Source organism: Rhodococcus sp. 05-340-2 (assembly GCF_002258915.1).
Taxonomy (GTDB): domain Bacteria; phylum Actinomycetota; class Actinomycetes; order Mycobacteriales; family Mycobacteriaceae; genus Rhodococcoides.
In genome coordinates, this window is sequence record NZ_NOYU01000027.1 from 709,961 (window position 1) to 727,757 (window position 17,797).

The 17,797-nt window shown below is 66.4% G+C and carries 15 protein-coding genes; 10 read left to right on the forward strand and 5 right to left on the reverse strand.

Annotation, left to right across the window (positions count from 1 at the left end; genetic code table 11):
- Window positions 1-10 precede the first annotated feature (10 nt).
- Entirely contained in the window at window positions 11-2,785 is a 2,775-nt protein-coding gene (locus tag CH271_RS18350; protein WP_179274668.1) for a DEAD/DEAH box helicase, read from the forward strand.
- A 94-nt stretch (window positions 2,786-2,879) separates the two neighbouring features.
- Window positions 2,880-3,788, forward strand: a complete 909-nt coding sequence (locus CH271_RS18355) for a DUF4333 domain-containing protein (RefSeq protein ID WP_094634403.1) — start codon at window positions 2,880-2,882, stop codon at window positions 3,786-3,788.
- Window positions 3,789-3,807: 19 nt separating this feature from the next.
- Here the strand turns inward: CH271_RS18355 and CH271_RS18360 are convergent, their stop codons facing one another.
- On the reverse strand, window positions 3,808-4,785 hold the full coding sequence (locus CH271_RS18360; RefSeq protein ID WP_037189998.1) for a 5'-3' exonuclease: 978 nt from the start codon (window positions 4,783-4,785) through the stop codon (window positions 3,808-3,810).
- 27 nt (window positions 4,786-4,812) lie between these two features.
- Here CH271_RS18360 and CH271_RS18365 point away from each other — a divergent pair, with 27 nt between their 5' ends.
- Together CH271_RS18365 and CH271_RS18370 are read left to right on the forward strand one after the other, a co-directional pair.
- Window positions 4,813-5,955 carry a M24 family metallopeptidase gene (locus tag CH271_RS18365; protein WP_037189299.1) on the forward strand — a complete coding sequence of 381 codons (1,143 nt, stop codon included), beginning with the start codon at window positions 4,813-4,815 and terminating at the stop codon, window positions 5,953-5,955.
- A complete protein-coding gene (locus tag CH271_RS18370) occupies window positions 5,952-6,530 on the forward strand; it encodes a nucleotidyltransferase family protein (RefSeq protein WP_094634404.1) in 579 nt (192 codons plus the stop codon). Before CH271_RS18365 ends, CH271_RS18370 begins: the two co-directional genes overlap by 4 nt.
- A gap of 21 nt (window positions 6,531-6,551) precedes the next feature.
- On the opposite strand, the gene CH271_RS18375 is transcribed toward CH271_RS18370, so the two are convergent.
- Window positions 6,552-6,965, reverse strand: coding sequence for a TIGR03618 family F420-dependent PPOX class oxidoreductase (locus tag CH271_RS18375; RefSeq protein ID WP_037189297.1), 414 nt, complete (start codon window positions 6,963-6,965; stop codon window positions 6,552-6,554).
- A gap of 45 nt (window positions 6,966-7,010) precedes the next feature.
- Between CH271_RS18375 and CH271_RS18380 the strand changes: the two genes are divergently transcribed.
- From CH271_RS18380 to CH271_RS18390, 3 genes are read left to right on the forward strand one after another with little or no spacing between them, the layout of a single operon-like run.
- Window positions 7,011-7,769: an SDR family NAD(P)-dependent oxidoreductase gene (locus CH271_RS18380; protein WP_094634405.1), complete on the forward strand. Its 759-nt coding sequence runs from the start codon at window positions 7,011-7,013 to the stop codon at window positions 7,767-7,769.
- Window positions 7,742-8,998: a precorrin-6y C5,15-methyltransferase (decarboxylating) subunit CbiE gene (gene cbiE, locus CH271_RS18385; protein ID WP_256986439.1), complete on the forward strand. Its 1,257-nt coding sequence runs from the start codon at window positions 7,742-7,744 to the stop codon at window positions 8,996-8,998. The genes CH271_RS18380 and cbiE overlap by 28 nt, the downstream gene beginning before the upstream one ends.
- Window positions 8,977-9,747 carry a cobalt-precorrin-6A reductase gene (locus CH271_RS18390; RefSeq protein ID WP_094634406.1) on the forward strand — a complete coding sequence of 257 codons (771 nt, stop codon included), beginning with the start codon at window positions 8,977-8,979 and terminating at the stop codon, window positions 9,745-9,747. The genes cbiE and CH271_RS18390 overlap by 22 nt, the downstream gene beginning before the upstream one ends.
- Here CH271_RS18390 and cobJ read toward each other — a convergent pair.
- The 3 genes from cobJ to cobG all read right to left on the reverse strand — a co-directional run bounded on the left by cobJ (window position 9,723) and on the right by cobG (window position 13,038).
- Window positions 9,723-11,216, reverse strand: coding sequence for a precorrin-3B C(17)-methyltransferase (cobJ, locus tag CH271_RS18395; RefSeq protein WP_094634407.1), 1,494 nt, complete (start codon window positions 11,214-11,216; stop codon window positions 9,723-9,725). The two genes, CH271_RS18390 and cobJ, sit on opposite strands and share 25 nt — an antisense overlap.
- Complete coding sequence (locus CH271_RS18400) at window positions 11,213-11,839, reverse strand: precorrin-8X methylmutase (protein WP_094634408.1); 627 nt, start codon at window positions 11,837-11,839, stop codon at window positions 11,213-11,215. Before CH271_RS18400 ends, cobJ begins: the two co-directional genes overlap by 4 nt.
- Window positions 11,840-11,907: 68 nt before the next feature.
- Complete coding sequence (cobG, locus tag CH271_RS18405; RefSeq protein WP_094634409.1) at window positions 11,908-13,038, reverse strand: precorrin-3B synthase; 1,131 nt, start codon at window positions 13,036-13,038, stop codon at window positions 11,908-11,910.
- Window positions 13,039-13,270: 232 nt separating this feature from the next.
- On the opposite strand from cobG, the gene cobN reads away from it, so the two are divergent.
- The 3 genes from cobN (at window position 13,271) to CH271_RS18420 (ending at window position 17,787) form a co-directional block, all read left to right on the forward strand.
- The gene (gene cobN, locus CH271_RS18410; protein ID WP_094634410.1) at window positions 13,271-16,876 is read left to right on the forward strand and encodes a cobaltochelatase subunit CobN; all 3,606 of its coding nucleotides are present in this window, start codon (window positions 13,271-13,273) and stop codon (window positions 16,874-16,876) included.
- An 18-nt stretch (window positions 16,877-16,894) separates the two neighbouring features.
- A complete protein-coding gene (locus CH271_RS18415) occupies window positions 16,895-17,275 on the forward strand; it encodes a PPOX class F420-dependent oxidoreductase (protein ID WP_094634411.1) in 381 nt (126 codons plus the stop codon).
- An 86-nt stretch (window positions 17,276-17,361) separates the two neighbouring features.
- Window positions 17,362-17,787 (forward strand): VOC family protein, encoded by a 426-nt coding sequence (locus CH271_RS18420; protein ID WP_037189993.1) that lies wholly within the window; start codon window positions 17,362-17,364, stop codon window positions 17,785-17,787.
- Window positions 17,788-17,797: the final 10 nt, after the last annotated feature.

A 17,797-nucleotide genomic window follows, 5' to 3' on the forward strand; every position in this document is an offset into this window, starting at 1 on the left:
GGACCAGCGCATGACGGAGACTACGGCGGACGTCCAGCTGAGTCCCAAACCGACTCAGCTGCAACGCTTCTCGGCCGAACTCGGTTTCCCGCTCGATCGGTTCCAGGTCGATGCATGTACTGCTCTGGAGAACGGCCACGGCGTTCTGGTCTGTGCCCCCACCGGTGCCGGCAAGACCGTCATCGGCGAGTTCGCGGTGCACCTGGCGCTCGCCGCGGGACGTAAGTGCTTCTACACCACCCCGATCAAGGCGCTGAGCAACCAGAAGTTCGCCGAGCTGACCGCGCGGTACGGGCGCGACACGGTCGGGCTGCTGACCGGAGACTCGTCGATCAACCCCGATGCCCCCATCGTCATCATGACGACCGAAGTGCTGCGCAACATGCTCTACGCATCATCGGACACGTTGCGGGGCCTCTCGCACGTCGTCATGGACGAGGTGCACTACCTGGCCGACCGTTTCCGAGGCGCGGTGTGGGAAGAGGTCATCCTGCACCTGTCCGACGACGTTCGACTGGTCAGCCTGTCGGCAACGGTGAGCAATGCCGAGGAGTTCGGTGCCTGGATGAGCACGGTTCGCGGTGACACCTCCGTCGTGGTGGACGAGAACCGCCCGGTGCCCCTCTCGCAGCACATCATGGTGGGCCGCCGATTGTTCGATCTGTTCGACACGCGAGCCCAGTCTGCCGATGGCAGCCAGAAGATCGTCGTCGATCGGGAACTCGTCCGGCACGTCAAACAGCGTCAGTCCCTCGACTCGATGGACCGCTGGCACGCTCCACACAGCAGAGGCCGCGGCGGTCGGTCAGGCGGCGGCGGTCGAGGTGGCGGCCATGGCAGTGGCGCGAACAACCGCCCGCTGGCCCGTCCCGATGTGATAGCCAAGCTCGACGAAGAGGGTCTGCTCCCTGCGATCACCTTCATCTTCAGCCGCGCCGGGTGCGACGGCGCTCTGACCCAGTGCATGCGTTCGCGGCTGGTGTTGACCACGCCCGAGCAGGCGGAGGAAATTCGGTACATCGTCGAGAAGCACACCTCGGAGCTGCCGCGCGAGGACCTGGAGGTTCTGGGTTTCTGGGAGTGGCGCGACGCACTCGAGCGCGGATTCGCCGCCCATCACGCCGGGATGTTGCCGGTCTTCCGGCACACCGTCGAGGAGTTGTTCGTCAAGGGCCTGGTCCGGGCGGTGTTCGCCACCGAGACGTTGGCTCTCGGGATCAACATGCCTGCCCGAACCGTCGTGCTCGAGAAGCTGGTCAAGTTCAACGGTGAGACACACGCCGAGTTGACGCCGGGGGAGTACACCCAGCTGACCGGCCGGGCCGGACGCCGCGGCATCGATGTCGAAGGACATGCCGTCGTGCTGTGGCAGCCGGGCACGGAGCCGACCGAGGTCGCGGGTCTGGCGTCGACCCGTACGTTCCCGCTGCGCAGTTCGTTCGCGCCGGCGTACAACATGTCGATCAACCTGATCGAACAGTTCGGTGCAGCCGATTCACGTCTGTTGCTCGAAAGGTCGTTCGCACAGTTCCAGGCCGACCGCTCCGTCGTCGGGATGGTTCGCGGTATCGAGAAGAACATGCAGACGCTGGAGGCACTCGGTGCACGCCTCGGCGGCCCCGACGGGGAGTACTTCGAATATGCGCGGCTGCGCGAACGACTGAAGGATCGCGAGAAGACCCTCGAACGCCAGAACAGATCCGATCGGCGAGACAAGGCAGTCGATTCGCTGCGCGCACTGCGCCGCGGCGATGTGATCTCGGTGCCGACCGGTCGCCGCAGCGGCCTTGCCGTGGTTCTCGAGCCCGATGACGACCGAGCCGATCCGCGTCCGCTCGTACTGACCGAGGACAAGTGGGCCGGCCGACTCTCGGCAGCGGACTTCCCCTCTCCTGCCACACCTCTGGGCACCATGCGGCTGCCCCGTTTTGTCGACCATCGCACGGCGAAGACCAGGCGAGACCTCGCAACCGCCCTGGTGACGCGCGGAATCTCGCAGCCGTCGGACCGCATCCGACGCAAATCGACCGCAGCGGACGACAAGGAACTGGCCACCCTTCGACGAGCCATCCGATCGCATCCGGTGCACGCGCGCCCCGACCGCGACGAGCTCGGCCGCACCGGTGAGCGATACAACCGGTTGGCGCGAGAGACCGAAACGATGCGGCAGAAGGTATCGGCGACGACGAACTCCCTCGCCCGGACCTTCGACCGCATCCTGGCCTTGCTCGCCGACCGCGGTTACGTGACGGCAGGCAAGGATCCGAAGGTCACCGACGACGGCGCGCGGCTGAGTCGGATCTATTCCGAGTCCGATCTGCTGGTCGCCGAGTGCTTGCGCGGCGGCCTGTGGCAGGGCCTTTCTCCGGCGGAACTGGCGGCCGTGGTCTCGGCTGTGGTCTACGAGTCCAGGTCGGAGGGTGACATCACTCCGCACGGTCCGACGGGTCCGATTCGACACGCGCTGACCGAGACCGTGCGGGTGTGGCACGAGCTGCGGTCCGACGAAGTTCGGCACAAGCTTCCCCCGACGAGAGAACCCGACATGGGCTTCGTGAAGGCGATCTACAAGTGGGCGTCGAACCATTCGTTGGTCGATGCTCTCGTCACAGCGGGTGACAACGGCAAAGCACTCTCGGGTGGAGACTTCGTGCGTTGGTGTCGGCAGGTGATCGACCTGTTGGATCAGGTTCGGCTCGCTGCCCCGGAGCCGGAACTGTCGCGAACTGCGGCGCGGGCGATCGCAGCTCTCCGCCGCGGCGTGGTCGCGGTCGATGCCGCATGACGGGACCGAATCCGACTGCCGGGTCGGTACAGCGGCGAGTCGTACGGGCAGGTTACTGTACCCCCGACGAATCCGAATTTTCAGTGGAGGCGAGATGAGCGGCCCATACGGTCCGAACGATCCGGACAACAGCTGGTCGCGCAAGCCCGATCAGCAGGACGGCGCCGCGAAAGACACGCCGGAGACGCAGCCTGGTGGTTCTTCGGCCGAGTCACAGACTCCGACGCCTTCGGCGTGGGGTCAGTACGGACAGCCGCCGGCCGCGCCCTACGGCGAACCCGGCCAGACGGCGTACGGGCAGAGCCCACAGCAGCCCGGCGGCCAGTACCCTCAGGGGCAGTACCCCCAAGGCCAGTACCCTCAGGGCCAATACCCCCAAGGCCAATACCCACCCGCCGGCTATCCGCAGGGGCAGTACCCCCAGGCCCCGAACGCGCAGGGCGGCTATCCCCAGGGACAGAACCCCACCGCGCAGTACCCCGCCGGTCAGCAGTACGGCGCACCCTATCCCGGTGCCGGCGCGCCTGCATCGGGCGATGCGGCATACCAGAACCCCTACGCACCACAGCAATTCGGTAGTGGACAATACGGGCCAGGGCAATACGGTCAGCAACCACAGCAGCCTTGGAATCCCAACCAGCAATATCCCAACCAGCAATATCCGAATCAGCAGGGGCCCGGGCAGCCCGGGGCCAAGTCGAAGACGCCCCTGATCATCGCAGGTGCCGTGGTCGCAGTAATCGCGGTGATCGCTGTGGTGTCGTTCTTCGCGTTCGGACGCACGACCACCCTCGATACTGCGGCGGCAGAGGAGGGCATTCGCACGGTCGTCACCGAGTCCTACGGTGCGTCCGACGTCTCCGGTGTGTCCTGTCCCCAGGACATCGAGGTCAAGGCCCGGACCAGTGTCGATTGCACCCTGACGGTCGACGGTGCTTTCAAGACGGTGACGTTGACCTTCCTCGACGACGACGCCAACTACGAGGTCTCTCTACCCAAGTAGACCCGTTTCGGTCACTCGGTCAGGTCGTCGACGCCGTGGCCGCCATCGCAGCGACGAGGCGGGCCACGGCGTTCTCGATACCGAGGGTCTCTGCGAGCGTGTTCAGCGCGTCGAGATCGGCGGGCTCGGCCGGAATCTCGTCGGACTTCGACAGGACCACATCGGCGTCGGTGACAACCCGGACGACGGGCAGCGCCGCGTCCAGGTAGTCGCCGGCATTGGCCAGCTTCGCTCGGATGCCCTTGGCCATGTCCGACGACGGGTCGAGTGCCGCAGCGCGCAACGCACCGACGGATTCGTAGGTCATCATCAGGCTCGATGCCGTCTTCTCCCCGATACCTTTGACGCCGGGCAGGCCGTCGGAGGCATCGCCGCGCAGCAAGGCGAGTTCCGCGTACGCCGCACCCGCTCGATGAAGTGGCACCCCGTAGCGCTCGGAAACCAGTGCGGGATCGAACAATTCGGCTTTGGCCAGCCCACGTCCCACGTAGAGAACGCGCACCTCGTTCGGCTCGTCGGCGGCAACCTGAAGCAGGTCTCGGTCTCCACTGACCACGACCACGGGGTCCTGACGCTCGCGCGCGGCCAGGGTCCCCAGCACGTCGTCGGCTTCGAGACCGTCTGCGCCCGCGGTCGCGATCCCCAATGCGGCGAGCACATCCATGATCATGTCCACCTGCGGTGTCAGCGTTTCCGGAACTTCTTCGCTCTCGGCGACCTCCGGGGCAGCCTCGGCCACACGGTGCGCCTTGTAGGACGGCACGAGATCGACGCGGAACTGTGGCCGCCAGTCCAGATCGAGACACACGGCCAGTCGGCTGGGTTCGGTGCGCGCGATCAACGCCGAGATCATGTCGAGGAAGCCGCGAACGGCATTGACGGGTCGCCCGTCTGGGGCCGTAATCGACTCGGGCAGTGCGTAGTAAGCCCTGAACCACAGGCTCGCACCGTCGAGGAGCAGCAACGGAGACTTTCCGGGGGCGGTCATGGCGCTCATCTTGCCGTACGGCATTAGCCTGAAGGTATGAGTGTCGATTCTTCGGTCAGTTCCTCACGTTTCTCCAGCGATGTCTATGCGTCCAGGCTCGCCCGCGCGGCTCGCCTGACGTCGGAAGCGGGCTTGGATGCCCTGTTGATCACGCCGGGTCCGGATCTGCAGTACCTGATCGGCTCGAAGGCCAGCTCGTTCGAGCGTCTCATCGCTCTGGTGGTTCCGGCGGACGGCAGCACCCCCACGGTCGTCGTTCCGCGGCTCGAGCTCGCCGCGCTGGGTGATTCCGCGGCTCAGGAGCTGTCTCTGACGCTCGTCGACTGGGTCGACGGTGTGGATCCGTACGCACTGGTGTCGGCCGCTGTTCCCGGCGGAACGAGAACAGCCGTCGCCGACGCCATGCCCGCCCTGCATTTCGTGCCGCTGGCCGGTGTCTTCGGCACGGTCCCTGTACTGGCCACGGACGTGCTGCGCGAACTTCGTATGGTCAAGGATGCAGCCGAGATCGACGCGTTGCGGCGCGCCGGTCACGCCATCGACCGCGTGCACGCCCGGATGGGTGAATGGCTTCGAGTAGGCCGCACGGAAGCTCAGATCGCGTCGGACATCGCGGCCGCGATCGTCGAAGAAGGCCACACAGCACCGGAATTCATCATCGTCGGATCCGGGCCTCACGGTGCCGATCCGCATCACGAGGTATCCGATCGAGTCGTCGAGGCGGGCGACATCGTGGTGATCGACATCGGGGGACCCGTCGCACCGGGATACAACTCCGACTCGACCCGGACCTACAGTCTCGGCGAGCCGCAGGCGGAGATCGCCGAGCAGTACGCGGTACTGGAGCGGGCCCAGCAGGCAGCTGTCGATGCGGTGGTGCCCGGTGTCACGGCGCAGTCCATCGATGCGGCCGCCCGCGACGTCCTGGTCGACGCCGGTCTGGGGGAGGCGTTCCTCCACCGCACCGGTCACGGAATCGGCCTGTCGGTACACGAGGAGCCGTACATCGTTGCGGGTAACGACATCACGCTGACCGAAGGGATGGCGTTCAGCATCGAGCCGGGAATCTACTTCCGCGGACGGTGGGGTGCACGCATCGAGGACATCGTCGTGGTCACCGCAGACGGGTGCGAGTCGGTCAACCTCAGGCCGCACGGTCTGGCCGTCCTGCCGGTGTGACGCCACCGGACGAGACCGACTTTGTCTCGATCGTTCGATCCAATCCCGCTGTCGGCGAGATTCTTCGACGCGCACCGCAGCTCGGGCTGCCCGGGTGGTATCTGACGGCGGGTGGCCTCTTCCAGACGGTGTGGAATCACCTGACCGGTCGGGATCTTCGTGCGGGTATCCGGGACTACGACTTCTTCTACTTCGACGACTCCGATCTGTCCTACGAAGCGGAGAACGAGGTGATCGAGTCCGCGGCCTCGGTGTTCGCCGACCTCGGTGTGGACGTCGAAGTACGCAACGAGGCGCGCGTACACCTGTGGTACGAGCAGCATTTCGGCTCTGCGATCGCGCCGTACCGAAGTACCGAGGATGCGATCGATCATTTCGTCTCCACCACGTGCTGCTTCGGCATCACCACCGACGGGGGCGGAACGGACGTCGTGTACGCACCGCACGGATTCGACGATCTCTTCGCGGGAATCGTGCGGCCGAACCCGCGGTTACCGATGCAGCACGTGTACGAGGCGAAGGCTGCTCGGTGGACCACCGAATGGCCGAACCTGACCGTCCTACCCTGGGCGTGAGGGTCGAGGAGGTGGCTCTCGTCAGCGATTCAGCAGCGAACGGCTACCCAGCACGCGCTGCACCTGTATCTCGATGACGACCCGGGTGGGGTTCTCCCTGGGTACGCGGTAGCGCTGCGCATAGCGGTTCTCCGCATCGACGACCGATTCACGGTCGTTTCGCACCGACGCGGGCCCCTCCAACGTCAGCCAGCGGGCACCGTCGATCTGAGTGACCGCAGCGTAGGCACCGCGACCGGCGTTGATCGCCTTCTGCGACACGTCGTTGGTGATGACCCGAGCACATCGCGATTCGGCATCGTAGGTGAAGCCGACGGCGACGACGTGCGGAGTTCCGTCGGGTCGCAGTGTCGTCAGAGTGGCCAGGTGCCGCTCGGCAAGGAATTCGAATGCGTCGTCGGCGAGGGCAGTCGCGTCTGCGGGGATGGCGGCCATGCCCCGACTGTAGTGAATGCGATTTCATCGGCAAGACTGATCGGCGTGAGCAGACGAGGAGAACCCGCGGCCGGAACGCTGTTGCTGTTGGGCGGTCGCAGCGAGATCGGACTCGAGGTCGCTACCCGACTCGCGTCGGGGCGAACCGTCGTACTGGCCGCTCGGCGCAGCACCGACCTCGACGCCCAGCAACGACGAGTGCAGCAGGCGGGCGCGGACGCCGTCCACACCGTCGAGTTCGACGCGAACGCGATGGACACTCACGCCGAGCTTCTCGGCCGGGTTGCCGAGCGACACGGTCCTATCGGGATCGTGGTGCTGGCGTTCGGGATCCTCGGGGATCAAGCGCGTGCCGAGGACGACGCGCAGCACGCTCTCGACGTCATCACCACCGACTTCCTGGCTCAGGTTTCGGTGCTGACACACGCCTCGAAACTGCTGCGAGCACAGGGGAGTGGCGACCTGGTCGTGTTCTCGTCGGTCGCAGGTGTTCGAGTGCGACGCGCCAACTACGTGTACGGATCCGCGAAGGCCGGTCTCGACGGGTTCGCCAGCGGACTGAGTGACTCACTGCACGGCAGCGGGGTGCATCTCCTGCTCGCACGTCCCGGATTCGTCATCGGTTCCATGACCGAGGGGATGACACCGGCACCCATGTCGAGTACGCCGGGTCAGGTCGCCGAAAGTGTTGTCGCGGCGCTGCGCAAGCGCCGGGCCAGCGTGTGGATACCTGGGACTCTGCGACCGGTGTTCTTCGCCATGCGTCTACTGCCGCAATGGCTCTGGCGCAGAATGCCGCGCTGATGGTGGCACCCGAGCCCACTCCGATCGTGGTCGTGGGAATCGGTGCGGACGGTTGGGACGGACTGCCTCTCGGTTCCCGCACGGCCGTCGAGCAAGCAGATGTGGTGTTCGGCTCCGCTCGCCAGGTCGCGGGGGTGCGGGAGCACTGCACCGAGACCAGGACATGGCCCAGTCCGTTGGTGCCGAATCTGCGGCCGATGATCGACGCCTGCGCAGGTTCTCGCGTGTGCGTGCTGGCCAGCGGGGATCCGATGTTCCATGGCATCGGAGTGACGCTGGCGCGGGAGTTCGGTGCCGAGCGCTTGAGGGTGCATCCGGCCCCGTCCTCGGTGTCGTTGGCGTGTGCCCGGTTGGGCTGGGCGCTCCACCACACCACGACGGTGTCACTGGTGAACAGTCCGGCCGAGACGGTGTTGCCCGAATTGGCCGACGGTCGTCGGATACTGGTGTTGAGCCGGGGCAGCAGCACGCCGGGTGAGATCGCGGTGGTGCTGTCCGCCAACGGTTTCGGAGCGAGCGAGATGACGGTCCTCGAACAGCTCGGCGGACCGGCCGAGCGCATCGTCGGCGGGATTGCGCGTGAGTCGACGTTCGAGAGCGTCGACCCACTCAATGTCGTTGCACTGCTGTGCGTCCGAGATCCCGACGCTGCCCGCCACACCCGCATTCCCGGCCTGGCCGATTCCGCGTACACCGGGGACGGTCAGATGACCAAGCGGGAAGTTCGAGCACTGACACTCAGCGCGTTGGCGCCAGGGCCCGGAGAGCTGTTGTGGGACATCGGGGGCGGATCGGGAACCATTGCCATCGAATGGATGCGGACCGACGAATCCTGTCGTGCAGTGACGTTCGAGAGTTCGCAGGCGCGCCGTGAGCAGATCGAGACCAATGCACTGCATCTGGGAGTTCCGGGCCTCGTGGTGCACGGCGGCGCCCCGGAGAGTTTCGCGGTGGTCGCGGACGCAGACGCGGCACCGGATGCGGTGTTCATCGGTGGTGGGTTGACCGGCGCCGACATGCTCGAGGCGTGTTGGGCCGCGGTGCGCACCGGCGGACGAGTGGTAGCAAATTCGGTGACCGCCGAATCGGATTCGTTGTTGCTGACCGCTGCCGCGAAGTACGGCGGAGAGCTCCGCAGGTTCCAGATCTATCGTGGTGAACCGCTGGGCGCGTTCACGACGTGGAGACCGCAGCTGCCGGTCACACAATGGAGTACGACCAAACCGTGAAAGTCCTGATTCTCGGTGGTACGACGGAGTCGCGGGCACTCGCGGCCGCTCTGGGCACGGTGCAGGGGATCGAGACGATCACCTCGCTGGCCGGCCGGGTCGCCGAGCCGATACTGCCCGTCGGGCCGACGCGAATCGGCGGCTTCGGAGGTCCGGATGCCCTTGCAGTGTGGCTGCGAGACAACACGATCGACGTGGTGGTGGACGCGACACACCCGTTCGCCTCCACCATCGCAGCGCACGCCGAACAGGCCACTCGGGCAGCGTCGGTCGCGCTCCTGGTGCTGACGCGGCCACCGTGGACCGCGGGCGAGGGTGATCGATGGACCTCGGTTTCCTCGTTGCCCGACGCGGCGTCGGCGATCACCCCCGGCAGCCGGGTGTTCCTCACGACAGGCAGGCAGGGTGTTCACCATTTCGCAAGTGTCGATCACTCGTGGTTTCTGGTCAGGGCGATCGACCCTCCGACAGGTCCGGTGCCGCCGCACATGTCACTGCAACTGAGCCGTGGGCCCTTCGACGTCCCCCACGAGTCGATGATGCTCGCAGACAACCGAATCGACCTGTTGATCACCAAGAACAGCGGCGGCGACATGACGCGAGCCAAACTCGATGCGGCACGTGCAGCCTCGATCCCGGTGCTGATGGTCGACCGTCCAGCATCACCTACTGCGGCACCGACCGTGTACGCGGTCGCTGCGGCCGTGGACTGGTTGACGAATCGCTATGCGCTGCCTGCTGATGGGTAGCGCCTGGACGTGAACACCTTCGGCCCGCTTCCCGTCTCCACCACCGTCGTCATCGACGATCCGATGATGAGCAGGCACCGCATGTCGATCGACTCCGGGTCGAAATCGCCGAGCGTCACGGTACGTACGGATTCCTGCGGGCTGCCCACGGCGCGTCCGATGACCACGGGGGTCTGCGGCGAACGGTGCTCGAGCAGAAGCTCTTTCATTGCCGCAACCTGCCACGTCCGCGACTTGGACGCCGGGTTGTAGATCGCGATCGCCATGTCGGCTCCGGCGACAGCCGAGAGCCGCGCTGCGACGACGTCCCAGGGCTTGAGGCGGTCGGAGAGGGAGACGACCGCGTAGTCGTGACCCAGTGGTGCACCCACTCGACTGGCGACGGCGTTGGCGGCCGTCATTCCGGGCACCACCCGCACCGGTACCGAGTTCCACTGCTGCTCGGCTGCCACTTCGATCACGGCGGTGGCCATCGCGAACACACCCGGATCGCCCGAGGAGACCACCGCTACGCGTCGGCCCTGCTTGGCGAGATCGAGTGCGAACGCCGCTCGTTCGGATTCGACCTTGTTGTCACTGGCGTGCCGAATCTGCCCGGGCCTCGGCGGTACGCGATCGATGTAGGTGACATAGCCGACCAGATCGGTGGCGGCGGCGAGTTCGGCGCGCACCTCGTCGGTCGTCCATGCGTCGTCGCCGGGGCCGAGGCCGACGACGACCACTTCTCCGGTGCCGGTGGGTGTTTCGGCTCGGTTGGACGGGCTCGGCACGACGATCATCGAGAAGTACGGCACGTTGTCGGCGTCGGCGGCGTCGAGTATTCGCTGCTGGGGCGTGCTGGCGCGTTCCACGTAGCGCGCCTCGTCGAGGCGGCCGGAACGCTCGAGTGCCTCGAGCACCGTCGGGTAGGTCCGGCCCAGTTTCATGATGACGGCCGCGTCGGTGCCGCGCAGTCGACGCGTGAGTTCGTCTGCGGGCAGTGTGCCGGGAAGCACGGTGAACACTTCGTCTCGTTCCACGAGCGGAGTTGCCAGCGCGGCCGAGGCCGCGCTGACAGACGTCACGCCGGGCACGACCTCGACATCGAAGCGGTCGGCCAACCGTTTGTGCATGTGCATGTAGGAGCTGTAGAACAGCGGATCGCCCTCGGCGAGAAGTACTACGGAGCGTCCGGCGTCCAGATGGGTTGCCAGCCGTGCGGCAGCGGATTCGTAGAACTCGTCGATCGCACCCTGATATCCGCCGGGATGCGCCGTGGCCTCTGTGGTCACCGGATAGACGAGATGTTCCTCGATCTGCCCGTCCCGCATGTACCCGGCCGCCAGTCCGCGGGAGATGCTGCGACCGTGCTGTGCACTGTGGAAAGCAACCACATCGGCCTCGGCGATCACGCGAGCGGCCTTGACGGTCAACAATTCCGGATCGCCGGGACCGACGCCGACTCCCCACAGTTTTCCGGTGCCGGTCATTCTTGTTCGCTCGCAATGGCATTGACCGCGGCGACGGTGATGGGGCTGCCACCACGTCTGCCTCGAACGACCAGGTACTCCACGCTGAGGCCGGCAGCGATCAGATCTTCCTTGGACTCCGCTGCTCCGATGAAACCGACAGGGCCGCCGACGATGGCCGCAGGCTTCGGCGCTCCGGCAGCCAGCATCTCCATCAGGTGAAAGAGCGCCGTCGGTGCATTGCCGATCGCTACGACGGCGCCGTCGAGCTTGTCGCCCCACAACTCCAGCGCCGCAGCGGTTCTCGTGGTGCCCATCTTCTTCGCCAAATCCGGTACCCGAGGATCGGACAGCGTGCACAGCACCTCGTTGTCGGCGGGCAGTCGGCGACGAGTGATGCCTGCGGCGACCATGTTGGCGTCGCACAGAATCGGCGCGCCCGCGTTCAGTGCCGCGCGAGCGGAGGTCACGACGGCTGGGGTGTACCCGATGGTCTCGGTCAGATCGATCTCTCCGACCGCGTGAATCATGCGCACGACGACCTGTGCAACGTCCGGTGCGAATCGAGACAGATCTGCTTCGGCTCGGATGGTCGCGAAGGATTGTCGGTAGATCTCCGCGCCGTCGCGGACGTAGTCGTGCATGCGTTTCACGATAGGGGAGAGGGACCCCTCAGCAGAAAGCCGGTCTTACCTGCGGCCGAGGCACCCACTCAGGACACGCGGTAGCCGATTCCTGTCGCGATGACGTCGGTCACTTCGCCCTTGGGTCGTCCGCACCGCCGTTCGCACCCGGACCAGTGTTGCCGCTCGTCGCGCGGAGTCATCCGGGCATCGACTGCCGCGGAGAGGTCGGCTCGTACGTCGGCCAACGACTTCTCGCACCCCGGCGATCCGGTGCACGAGCTCACCCGAATCCACGGTGATCCCGCGTCGAAGATCAGTCCCATCGGGGCGAGTACGCGGACGACCTGTTCGGCCGGTTCCTCGTCCAGATCACACACGATCAGCGATCGCCACGCAGTCATGATCAGCGGGCGGTCGATGGCCGCGAGGAACTCGGCGAGCCGCGCTCCGAGCACGCCGTTCGCCAATCCCGCAGCCAGCGCCACCAGGCCGTCGTCCTGGTCGAGCCATCCGATCGGTGGCACCTCCACGGGCGCGGGCATCGACACCACGGGGCCGGCCGAGAGCCCGAGGCGGTCGACGATCCGGGCCGGTCCGTCGTCCAATTCGGCCACCCGCCACTGGGTCTGCCGCAGCTCCACGAAGGCACCTGCGCAGTCCAGCAGCGTCGACACGACGCCGTCGCGGTCCACGCGAACGCCGCTGTCCCGGCCCGCCAACAGCACCGCGTAGGACCCGTCGGACTGGGCGTAGGCACCGAAATCCGGTTCCAGTCCGCACAGGTCGCCTCGGCCGTCGTCGAGAGCGAACAGCGTCCTACCCGGCAGGTTTGCCAGATCGGGTCGCGCACGCAGGCCCTCGTCCAGCCCACCGACCAGGGCACGCACATCGGTGAGACCGCCCACCCGGCCCGACAGGGGTGAGGCGAGGATGTTGCGCACTCGCTCGTGGGTCGAGGACGGAAGCAACCCTGCATCGGCCAACCTGGTCGCGAAGTCGTCCGGGTCCGACACCGCGCGGACCTGGATGTTGCCCCGCGAGGTCAGCTCCAACGTGCCGTCACCCAACTCCGCGGCGGCCTGTGCCAACACCTGCATCTGCCCCGGCAGCAAAACCCCGCCCGGCAGGCGGACACGCGCCAGCGGACCGTCCGCGGCCAGATGCGTCGTCAGCGCTCCGGGGCAGCCGTCGGGCACCGACCTCTCTGGCGAACTCATGGTCACCAGGCTACAAGCGCAACGGGTGGCCCGATTCCACGCTCGCCCCGGTAGCATTCGATGTCCACGGCTCCGGCCGAGAGGAAACCGGCGAGAATCCGGTACGGTCGCGCCACTGTGACGGCCTTCGATCCTTCGGGTCGGGGCTGGAGTCAGACCCTCTCGCCGACGAGTCGAAGAGCAGTTTTCACCGATTTTCAGGGGCGCGAAACCCCCGAGGAGGGCGTTACCCGTGTTCTTGTTGCTGTCCACGTCGGACACCGATCTGCTCAGCGCCCGTGCCAGCGGAGCAGACTTCACCTGGGGCAACCCTTCCCGGCTGCTCGCCGAGGACATCCCGGCGATGGCCGAGTCGGCCGAGTTGATCATCGTGCGCATCCTGGGCTCGCGACGGTCGTGGGAGTCGGGCATCGAAGCTGTTCTGGCGACCGGGCTGCCGGTCGTCGTGCTCGGCGGTGAACAGACACCAGACGCGGACCTGATGGAGATCTCGACGGTGCCCGCCAACGTGGCCGCGCAGGCGCACAACTACTTGGCCGAGGGCGGATCCGACAATCTCGAGCAGCTCTACAACTTCCTCTCCGACACCGTGTTGCTGACCGGCCACGGTTTCGACGCTCCGCGACACCTGCCGACATGGGGCCACCTCGAACGATCCTCCGCTCCGCACTCCGCGGGTCCGACGGTGGCGATCCTGTACTACCGCGCCCAGCATCTGGCCGGAAACACCACGTACATCGATGCCCTCGCCACTGCAGTGGAGAACGCCGGAGCCACCGCGCTCCCGATCTACTGTGCCTCACTGCGCACGGCCGAACCCGACCTGCTCGACACTCTGAAGTCGGCGGACGCCCTGATCGTGACCGTGCTGGCCGCAGGTGGCACCAAACCGGCCGGAGCGTCGGCCGGCGGCGACGACGAGGCCTGGGACGTCGCCGAGCTGGCCGCACTCGACGTACCGATCCTGCAGGGTCTGTGTCTGACGAGTTCTCGCGCGACGTGGGCCGAGAACGACGACGGACTCTCCCCACTGGACGTGGCAACGCAGGTCGCCGTCCCGGAGTTCGACGGCCGGCTCATCACGGTCCCGTTCTCGTTCAAGGAGATCGACGACGACGGCTTGACCACGTACGTCCCGGACCACGAGCGTGCCGCTCGGGTGGCAGGCATCGCAGTACGGCACGCGCGGCTGCGGCACATTCCGGCTGCCGATCGCCGTATCGCCCTGATGTTCTCGGCCTACCCCACCAAGCATGCGCGGATCGGAAACGCCGTCGGCCTCGATACTCCGGCGAGCGCGATCGCGTTGATGTCGGACATGCGCACCGCCGGCTACGACCTCGGACCGCTCGACGGCCCGGATTCGGTGCCGGGTCTGGCTGCTCGCGACGGTGACGCCCTCATCCATGCGCTCATCGCCCGTGGCGGCCAGGATCCCAACTGGCTCACCGATGCCCAGCTCGAGGGCAATCCCATTCGCATCTCGGCCGCGCAGTACGGCCGGTGGTTCGAGCAGCTGCCCGCGGATCTGCGCGACGGCGTGATCGCGCATTGGGGCCCGGCACCGGGTGATCTCTACGTGGATCGGTCTGCCGATCCGGACGGTGAGATCGTCATCGCTGCAATGCAATTCGGCAACGTGGTGATCATGGTGCAACCACCGCGCGGATTCGGCGAGAAGCCGGTTGCGATCTATCACGACCCGGACCTGCCGCCGAGCCATCACTATCTGGCGGCCTACCGGTGGATCTCGGCCACGCAGGCCGACGGCGGCTTCGGCGCGGACGCCATGGTGCACCTGGGCAAGCACGGCAACTTGGAATGGCTGCCGGGCAAGACACTCGGTATGTCCGCTTCCTGCGGAACCGATGCGGCCCTGGGAGACCTGCCGTTGATCTACCCGTTCCTCGTCAACGATCCAGGGGAGGGCACGCAGGCCAAGCGCCGAGCGCACGCCACCCTCGTCGATCACCTGATTCCGCCGATGGCGCGCGCGGAGAGCTACGGCGACATCTCCCGGCTCGAGCAACTACTCGACGAGCACGCGAACATCTCGGCACTGGACCCGGCCAAGCTGCCCGCCATCCGCCAGCAGATCTGGACGCTGATGACGGCGGCGCAGATGCACAAGGACCTCGGGCTCGAGGAGCGCCCCGACGAAGAAGTGTTCGACGACATGCTGCTGAACGTCGACGGGTGGCTGTGCGAGATCAAGGACGTACAGATCCGCGACGGACTGCACATCCTGGGCCAGGAACCCGTCGGAGACGCCGAGGTCGAGCTGGTGCTCGCGATGCTCCGAGCCCGGCAGATGTGGGGCGGAGAGCAGACGGTCCCCGGCCTGCGAGAAGCACTGGGACTCAGCGAGGACGGCGACGAGGACCGTACCCGCGTCGACGCTGTGGAGGCCGTGGCCCACGGGTTGGTCGCGGCGATGCAGGCAGCGCAGTGGGATCCCGCCGCGGCTGCGCGGGTGGCCGGCGAGCACGGCGGCGTGGTCACACAGATTCTCGAGTTCGCCGCATCCGAGGTCGTTCCGCGTCTGCGCGGGACCTCACGCGAGATCGCCCAGGTGCTGCACGCGCTCGACGGCGGTTTCATCGCGGCGGGTCCGAGCGGTTCACCGTTGCGCGGACTCATCAACGTGCTGCCCACCGGCCGCAATTTCTACTCCGTCGATCCGAAGGCCGTGCCCTCGAAGTTAGCGTGGGAGACCGGGCAGGCGATGGCGGAGTCGCTGCTCGCTCGCTACCGCCAGGATCACGGCGAGTGGCCGAAATCCGTCGGGCTGTCGGTGTGGGGTACGTCGGCCATGCGGACCTCCGGCGACGACATCGCCGAAGTGTTCGCGCTGCTCGGAGTCTCTCCGGTGTGGGACGAGGCGTCGCGAAGGGTGACGCGACTCGAGGTGATCGACCTCGTCGAGCTCGGCCGTCCCCGCATCGACGTGACGGTCCGCATCAGCGGCTTCTTTCGCGACGCGTTTCCCCATGTACTGGCCCTGCTCGACGATGCGGTCCGGATGGTCGCCGCGTTGGACGAGCCGGCCGAGCAGAACTACGTGCGAGCGCATGCGCAGGCCGATCTTGCCGAGCACGGCGACGAACGACGTTCCACGACAAGAATTTTCGGATCGAAGCCGGGGACCTACGGCGCCGGGTTGCTTCAGCTGATCGACAGCAAGACCTGGCGCAGCGACGACGACCTGGCGCAGGTCTACACCACCTGGGGCGGCTTCGCGTACGGACGTGGTCTCGACGGCGTTCCGGCCTCGGACGACATGCGCACCGCCTACAAGCGCATTGCCGTCGCCGCCAAGAACACCGACACGCGTGAGCACGACATCGCCGATTCGGACGACTACTTCCAGTACCACGGCGGCATGGTCGCAACCGTGCGTGCGTTGACCGGAAAATCGCCCGAGGCGTACATCGGTGACAGCACACGGCCGGAATCGGTTCGCACGCGCACACTGTCGGAAGAGACCGCGCGGGTGTTCCGCGCCCGGGTGGTGAACCCGCGGTGGCTCGAGGCCATGCGCAGGCACGGCTACAAAGGCGCGTTCGAAATGGCGGCGACCGTGGACTACCTGTTCGGTTACGACGCGACGACCGACGTGGTGCAGGACTGGATGTACGAGAAGCTGGCCGAGACGTACGTGCTCGATGAGCAGAACAAGAAGTTCATGCAACAGTCCAATCCGTGGGCCCTGCACGGTATCGCGGAGCGGCTGCTCGAAGCGGCCGAGCGAAAGATGTGGGCCGAGCCGAACAAGCAGGTTCTCGACGGCTTGCGCCAGGTGTATCTGGAAACCGAGGGCGAGCTCGAAGGGGAGTAGCGACGTACTCTGAGCGGTATGGCTGCCACCTTCGAAGACATTGCCAAGGGCAAGTACGTACTGCTGACGACGTTCAAGAAGGACGGCACCGGGGTGCCGACCCCGCTGTGGGGTGCTCTCGACGGGGATCGGCTGCTGGTGTGGACGGTGGCCGATTCGTGGAAGGTCAAGCGGATTCGGCGCAACCCCGCAGTCACCCTGGCCCCGTGCGACATGCGCGGTAACCCCCAGGGCGACGCGGTCGACGCACGGGCCGAGATACTCGACGCGGCCCAGACGGAGAAGGCACGTGCAGCCATCGCGTCGAAGTACGGCATTCTCGGATGGCTCACCGTCAAGGGCAGCGTGCTCCGCCGGGGCAAGAGTGGTTCCGTCGGGCTGGCGATCACCGCCGCCTGAGAAGCAGAACTCGGCACCATCGCTCGTATGCGCAGTTCCGAATGCTTCGTGAGGCAGCTTCCCCTGCTGCCGGAATGGAGCACCACGTGCCTATCGCAGTGACCGATTACAACCATGTTCGCCTCACCGTCAGCGACATCGACCGGTCCCGGTCGTTCTACGACTCGGTGTTCGGTTTCGACGTCGCCTACGCCTGGGATCCCGACGCGGACGAAGAGACCAAGAAGGCCCTCTGGTTCCTCTTCGGTGGCGTCATCTACAAATTCGGCGGCGGTCTGCTCGGTCTGCGCCCGGTCGCACCGAACGACGACACGTTCGCCGAAGACCGTTGCGGGCTCGATCACCTGAGCTTCACCGTCGACACCCGTGCAGCGCTGGAAGACGCCGTGAAGACGCTCGACGAGCTGGGCATCGCACACGAGGGCATCAAGGATGCTGGGCCCGGCATGTCCATCGTCGAGTTCAGGGATCCCGACAACATCGCTCTCGAGCTCACCGGACCCGACAAGTAGTTCGGACCGG